General features: G+C 64.8%; 7 protein-coding genes and 1 tRNA gene. 6 read left to right on the top strand and 2 right to left on the bottom strand.

Annotation, left to right across the window (positions count from 1 at the left end; translation table 11 throughout):
* Window positions 1–86: 86 nt before the first annotated feature.
* Complete coding sequence (locus MJ785_RS17820; protein WP_239311457.1) at window positions 87–749, top strand: PhoU domain-containing protein; 663 nt, start codon at window positions 87–89, stop codon at window positions 747–749.
* 299 nt (window positions 750–1,048) lie between these two features.
* On the opposite strand, the gene MJ785_RS22365 is transcribed toward MJ785_RS17820, so the two are convergent.
* Together MJ785_RS22365 and MJ785_RS17815 are read right to left on the bottom strand one after the other, a co-directional pair.
* Complete coding sequence (locus tag MJ785_RS22365) at window positions 1,049–1,225, bottom strand: carbamoyltransferase C-terminal domain-containing protein (RefSeq protein ID WP_239311469.1); 177 nt, start codon at window positions 1,223–1,225, stop codon at window positions 1,049–1,051.
* Window positions 1,226–1,558: 333 nt separating this feature from the next.
* Complete coding sequence (locus tag MJ785_RS17815; RefSeq protein ID WP_239311455.1) at window positions 1,559–2,473, bottom strand: AEC family transporter; 915 nt, start codon at window positions 2,471–2,473, stop codon at window positions 1,559–1,561.
* Between the two features lie 170 nt (window positions 2,474–2,643).
* Here MJ785_RS17815 and MJ785_RS17810 point away from each other — a divergent pair, with 170 nt between their 5' ends.
* The 5 genes from MJ785_RS17810 to MJ785_RS17790 form a co-directional block, all read left to right on the top strand.
* The gene (locus MJ785_RS17810) at window positions 2,644–3,357 is read left to right on the top strand and encodes a DedA family protein (RefSeq protein WP_239344815.1); all 714 of its coding nucleotides are present in this window, start codon (window positions 2,644–2,646) and stop codon (window positions 3,355–3,357) included.
* Between the two features lie 629 nt (window positions 3,358–3,986).
* Window positions 3,987–4,529 (top strand): YbhB/YbcL family Raf kinase inhibitor-like protein, encoded by a 543-nt coding sequence (locus MJ785_RS17805; RefSeq protein WP_239311452.1) that lies wholly within the window; start codon window positions 3,987–3,989, stop codon window positions 4,527–4,529.
* Between the two features lie 114 nt (window positions 4,530–4,643).
* Window positions 4,644–4,775 (top strand): DLW-39 family protein, encoded by a 132-nt coding sequence (locus MJ785_RS17800; RefSeq protein WP_239311451.1) that lies wholly within the window; start codon window positions 4,644–4,646, stop codon window positions 4,773–4,775.
* A 1,291-nt stretch (window positions 4,776–6,066) separates the two neighbouring features.
* Window positions 6,067–6,142 (top strand) — tRNA-Ala (locus MJ785_RS17795).
* 43 nt (window positions 6,143–6,185) lie between these two features.
* The coding region (locus tag MJ785_RS17790; protein ID WP_239381867.1) for a hypothetical protein at window positions 6,186–6,449 on the top strand (264 nt) is incomplete at its 3' end.

The raw sequence follows: 6,449 nt of genomic DNA, 5'->3' as shown, positions 1-6,449 counted from the left end.
GCTGAAAGCCGGAAAAGGGCGTGTCACGTCCATTTTGTGCCCGTTCTCGACGAGCCGGGACGCCGAGATGGGAGCATTATCGGAGGATGGATGTTCCGGGACCGCATCGGTTTGAATACACCGCCGAGTTGGATCGGGTCCGAGCCACTCTGGGCGGGCTTGCCGGCGAGGCGAGCCAGATCGTCATAGCCGCCACCGCCGCGGTGGCCGGTCCCGATGCGGGCCAGGCTGACACCATCGCTGTACACGCCGCCTTGGCGCGGCTGCATGCCGACAGCCAGGAACTGGACGACGAGCTGGTCGTGCTGCTGGCCTGCCAGAACCCAGTGGCCGGGGACCTTCAGCTTGTTGTCGCCTGTCTGCGTATCGCGACCGCGGTGGAACGGATGGGGGAGCTTGCCGATCATATTGCCACCACCGCCGACCTGCGACGACCGGCATCGGTGGTTCCGGCTCCGTTGCGTCCCGTCATCACCCGTCTCGGTCGGCTGTGTGGCGACCTGGCTGAGCAGCTCGCCGCCGCGATCCGCAATGATGATCGTGAAGCGGCGCGGCAGGTGGAGGCCGCCGACGACCAGATCGACCAGATCCACCGGCGGCTGCTGGCAACCCTGACCGATCCGGCGTGGCCGCATGGGGTGCAGAGCGCTGTGGACCTCACCCTGCTTTCCCGCTACTACGAGCGTTTTGGCGACCAGGCTGTCACCGCTGCCCGCCGGCTCGCCCGCGTCCACCCGGCAACAACGTGAGGGCTGGCGGAAGGAACCCGGGACCCGGAGCGCGGTGCGAGACGATCAGGCACAGACCTCTCGATACATCCTCGGTGTCCTTGCGGTGACGGTTACCGCTGCCTACCAGAGCGGCTGGTACCAGCTGTCACTGACAATCACGTCTGAGAGCGTGTGTGAGATCGGGCTTTCGATCAGTGAGCCGTGTCCAGGCACCCCCTGGCAAGACGGAAGGCCGAAGCGATACCGGATGAGTTGTCTCGGTGTGGCCGATAACGCGGCCAGGGGGCGCCTGGACACGGCGAGCCGGAATGACGATCTCAAACGCGCTCTGAGATGCGCTGTGTCTCGCAGTAGCCGATGAGCTCGGACATCCGGTTGATGAATCCATAGCCGGGAAAGTTCAACGATGTGTCGCACAGCACGCCGTATCCGGATGTGTCCCGGAATGCCGCCAGGAGCCGGTGCAGGGCCGGTTCCTGGCGGGAGCGCGGCATGTTAGAGCCCGGCAATAGGGGACGCGGCATCGCGGGGCTGGGGCAGCCACCTCGCGTCATCGCTCCCCGTCCATCACTCCCCGTCCATCGCCGCGCGATGCACGGGTACCCCGGCTCGTCGGTCGCCACCCAACACCTCCGGTGCCTGCCTCCGCCGCCTCGCGATGCACGCACGCCAGCCCCACTCTTTGACCCACACCCCTATTGCCGGGCGCTCTTATGCTGGTAGTCAGGGTTCCAGATCGGACGGTGCCAGTGCGCCGGTAGAGAAAGTAACCTACTGCGGGCGCCAGCCCGAAGGCAGCCGAGCCCGCATCCGCAGCCAACAGCGAATCAGCCCTGTAAGATCCATGACCAGATGGGCAGTGTGAGGAGCGATACCGGAACCCCGACGCCGACCATCAGGCTGGGCAGCGGAGTAGCCAGGCCGTACCGCATGGCGATCATTGCTCCAGCAACCATCGGTGGCATCGCGGTTTCGAACAGCGCGACTTGGACCCCATGGTCGCCAAGGGAGCCGGCCAGGGCATAGACCCCGAACACCAGGGCGGGGCCGATAACGAGCTTGACCAGCAGACCGATCGCGAGCTCCCGACGCCAGGCACGCACCGCGCCGATACGCAGTTGCAGACCGATCGAGAACAGCGCCAGAGGCGTGAGGGTTGAGCCGAGGGTGGTCAACGTCGCCGTCAGCCAGCCGGGGAAGGCGACCGGACGCAGTACCAGCCCTGTCAGTAATGCGATCAGCGCGGGTGCCGTGAGTAGTCGGCGGGCGATCTCCGCCCGGGTGACACCGGCTCCCGACGCTGTGGCCGCCACCGCGATGACCGCCGTCCCGACGATGATGAACGAGCCGAGCTGATCGACGAGAAGCGCGACCGGAACCGATTCCGCTCCAAAGAAGGCCGTGACCATCGGTATCCCGACAAAAGACGTGTTCGCCACGGCGGCGGTCACGATCAGCGCGCCCACGACGTCCCGGCGCAGGTGCAGGACGCGTCCGAGCGAGAGGAAAAGTGTTGCGCCGAAGGCGAACAGCAGATACGGGCCAGCGACGATGAGTAACAGATTGGCAGGAAATATTACACTGTGTAATACGTGGAGTGCCAGGGCGGGCAAGGCTACGTCGAGTACCCAGAAATTGACCATCTGATGGGCGCCGTCGTCGACGCGGCCGTGCCGCCGCGCCGTGACCCCTGCCACGATACCCGCCACCAAACCGACAACCAGGACGAGTAGAGCGGACACCTGCGCATCCTGTCAGGCGGACGGGGAGACCCCGCAGCGGGCCGCGGGCAGCCGTGCCGGCGCCGGTGGATACGCTCCTTGTCGTCCGCGAAGAGCGCCCGGTCGAGGCGGGAACCGAATCGGCCGCAAGCCTGCCTTTGTGTCCCGAGTCGCTCCGGAGGCCCGTCATAGTGTCTGTTTCAGCATCAACGGTCGCCTCGACCACCCTCGCGCTCGGCCCGAGCATCCTGGATGCGCAGCATCTGGCCAAAGCGGGTCTGATCGTTGTGCTTTTGATCGTTTTTGCCGAGTCCGGCTTGCTTGTCGGTTTTTTCCTGCCCGGTGACTCGTTGTTGTTCACGGTCGGTCTGCTTGTGTCCAACCACACGTTGTCCACTCCGCTGTGGCTTGCCTGTTTTCTGATCTCGATTGCCGCGATCCTCGGTGACCAGACAGGTTTCCTGTTCGGGCGTAAGGTCGGTCCCACCTTGTTCCGGCGGCCCGACTCGAGGCTGTTCAAACAGGAGAACGTGGGCAAGGCCCGTGAATTTTTCGAGAGATATGGCCCTGTTTCAGTGATTCTTGCCCGTTTCGTTCCCATCGTGCGGACGTTCACCCCGATCATCGCGGGTGTCAGTGGCATGAACTACCGGCTCTTCAGCATCTTCAACGTTGCTGGCGGGCTGCTGTGGGGCAGCGTTGTAACGGTGATCGGATATTTCCTGGGCAAGGTCGACTTTGTGGCCAACCACGTCGAGACGATTTTCATCGGGATCGTGCTGCTATCGGTCATCCCGATCGCCTTCGAGCTGTTGCGGGCGCATCGCCGGGCAACGCGGCCGGCCAAGGACTCAGGCGGTCCGCGGCATTCGTCGCAGTCGCGCCCGATACCTGATCAGGACTGACAGCGTTTGGCCCGCTCGTCCCGGGGCGGAAGATGAAGCGCCCGGTGGGAGACCGCCAACACGGGGGGAGTTGGTAGTCGCCCCACCGGGCACTTCTCAGATTAGTTGGTCGGAGGCCCGTGTGTCCCGTTTGGCAGCCAAAAACCCGCAACGATCGCAAGGTTTTTCTTCGGGTGACCGGGCGGTTCGTCACAGTGTTTGCAAGATCCTGTTCAGGCAGCTATTTATGATCGACTGAAAACGTCCGGAGGTGCCGTGTCGTCAATAGGTCCTGGATGGCTTGAGAGCGCCCGGCGATAATGATGTGGATCAAAAAGTGGGGCTGGGGCGCGTGTGTCGCGAGACGGCGGAAGGAGCCACCGGACGCGAGGTGCGTGCCCCAACCTCGTGATAACCCCGCGATACCGCGTCCCCTGTTGCCGGGCTGCTGAATTAATATTACCCAACTTACCTGACAGGCGAGTGCGGTGCTTGTGCGCCTGGGTTCCGTCCAGCGTATGGGGCGTGCCGGCTCCAGTGGGCGCCCCATGTCCGGGCGGTGTGGGAGACAGGGCTGTGTGAAACGCTGTACCGGGCATGCAAGAGTCATGTCATAACGGAAGTCATCTGACAGAAAACGAGGTTGGCTGATGTCCTCACTTGACCGCGGCACGCCCCCGGACCCGTTCGATGTTCTCCCCCGCGTACCGTCTTTCACGCTCAGTAGTGACGACTTCTCCGATGGAGGCACACTTGCTCCATCGGCGGTCCACACCAGCGCAGGTGGGGAGAACCTCTCGCCGCACCTTGCGTGGACGGGCTTCCCCGCGGGGACGCGGAGCTTCGTTGTCACCTGTTTCGACCCGGACGCACCGACGGGCAGCGGTTTCTGGCACTGGACGCTGGTCGACATCCCGCTCTCGGTCACCGAACTGCCTCACGGCGTGGCAAGTGGTGATCTTCGGGAGCTGCCCTCGGGGTCGTTCCACGTACGGAACGACTACGGTACGGCCGATTTCGGTGGCGCCGCGCCTCCGGAGGGTGATCGTCCGCATCGTTACATTTTTGCGGCCCATGCGGTCGACGTCCCGTCGCTCGGGCTCCCCGACTCTGTCTCGTCCGCGGTTGTCGGGTTCAACCTGGCGTTCCACACTCTTGCTCGCGGTGTCCTGCGGGCTACGTACCAGCGTTGATGATCTCCCGGAGATTGTTGTGAATCCGGCCCTCGCGAGCGCCCGTGGCCTCCCACAACAGGTCGTCTGGGACACGGCGGGCAAGGATCGCCGGGCGCGGGTAGGTTGGCCTACATGATTCGCAAGCTTGTGCTTCTCGTTGTCGTTGCCGGAGCTGGAGCGGTGGCGACCGTCGTGCGCCGTCGCAGGGGCAAGGACGAGGTTGACCTCTGGCATGAGGCGACCACCGCCATCAACCTGAACTGAGCCCCAGGGGTTCGGGCGAGGCTCGGACGTCAGCCCGCCACGCCTCCACCTATCGCGGTGCGAGCGTGTCGGGCTGCCCGTGGACGCCTTCGCGCCGATACGGCACACAGCGCCGCTCTGTTTTCGCTCCATTGGTCTATTTTGGCCGTATGTAACATTTTACTGGCATTTTCGTGATTTTCATCACATTTATGATCTACGGCCGACGACGTGCCCACCCGTCGTGACGGCCTGCATGGCCTGCGCGGAGCCCGGTCCGGCCCCGCGCCCTCTGATTCTTGAGGCTTCCGCCCTGCTGCTCCCGTTCTCGGTTTCGAGAGATTAACCCGCTGGTAGTGGTGTTGTGGTTGAGTTCCCTTTGGCATCCTTTGGGTCTCCTCACTGTTTGTGTCTACTTTGTAGGCAAAGCGTTGTGAGATCTGCTTGTCGGATGGGGACGCCCGGGATCGAACCGGGCGCCTGGAAGGTGGCTCCGGGCGTGAAGGGGACGGATGACAAGCAACAGCAGCGTGCGCGTTGGCGAATCACGGCGCCTGGTCCGCTCCAGCGGATCGGATGACGGCACCCCGCGGCCTCGTGAGGTTGCCATTGGTGCTGGTTTAGGAGGATTCGCGGCTATTGTTCTGCTCGTTGTCTCGGCTGTCCTGTCGGGCGGCGGGCAGCACACGGCGACCGTGGCCCGTCCTGGCGCATCAGGTGACGGGACGGCCGGAGTGGCAACACCCGTACCCGATGTCGTGGGTCTTCCCGGACAGGATGCACGGGACGCGGTGGCGACGGCATCGGCCATGGCCACGCGGCCGCCAGCCCACTCGGATGACGGCCCAAGGATGGTGGCGGCCGGCGCGACGTCCGTGTCTGTACCGGTTGAAGCGCCGGCACCGCCGGCTGGCCTCGGTCCGCGCAGCGACGAGCCGATGGGCTCAGGCAGCACTGTGTCGACCGTGGCGTCCACTCCGGCGGTGCCGCCCTCGGCGTCCCCAGAGCCAGGCACGACAGCTGGTGTGGCCGTGCTGATACAGGGGAGTGACTCGTCCAGCCCGGCTTCGCCGGGACCCGAACCGGCTCCTTCCTGCCCGGAAGATCGAAATTTTGCCGGATCTCTCCTGCGTTCCCTGGGCCTTGCGCCCTGTGTCCCCTGACCCCAGTAGATGGCTGCGGGACGAAGCGCGGGTGGTGTTCCCGTGGAGCACAACCCGCGCCCTCGCCGGCTGCCACCGGTTGCCCGGCTGGCCGCGGCGTGCCGTACCCTTGAGGGGGATTTCCCGACGGGCGTCGTGTGTCGCCTACCGGGGGCGTAGCTCAATTGGCAGAGCACTGCCTTTGCAAGGCAGGGGTTCGGGGTTCAAGTCCCCGCGTCTCCACCAGAGTTGCCATGTTTGAACCCCGGTTGATCTCGGTCGACCGGGGTTGATCTTTTTCGATGGGAAGCGGGCCGTAGGGCCGCTGCTGGGGCATGCGGCCGGCGAGGCTCGGCGCCTGCCGGTGTGGGCGGGGGTCGTCGTCGTGCCGGTCGGTCTCCGCTGTGTTCTCGGGATCTTGGGTGTCCTCGATGAGGCTTCGTGTCTCATGGGCGAGACGGACGTCGAGATCCTCGGCGAGGAGCTGAGCGAGGGGGCTGCACGGATCGGCGCCCGCGAGGGTGTGTCCCAGGACGTAGAAGCGGTGGAAGGT

This window comes from Protofrankia sp. CiT1, from assembly GCF_917627335.1.
Classification (GTDB): Bacteria; Actinomycetota; Actinomycetes; order Frankiales; family Frankiaceae; genus Protofrankia.
This window is presented reverse-complemented; position numbering and strand designations above follow the sequence as displayed.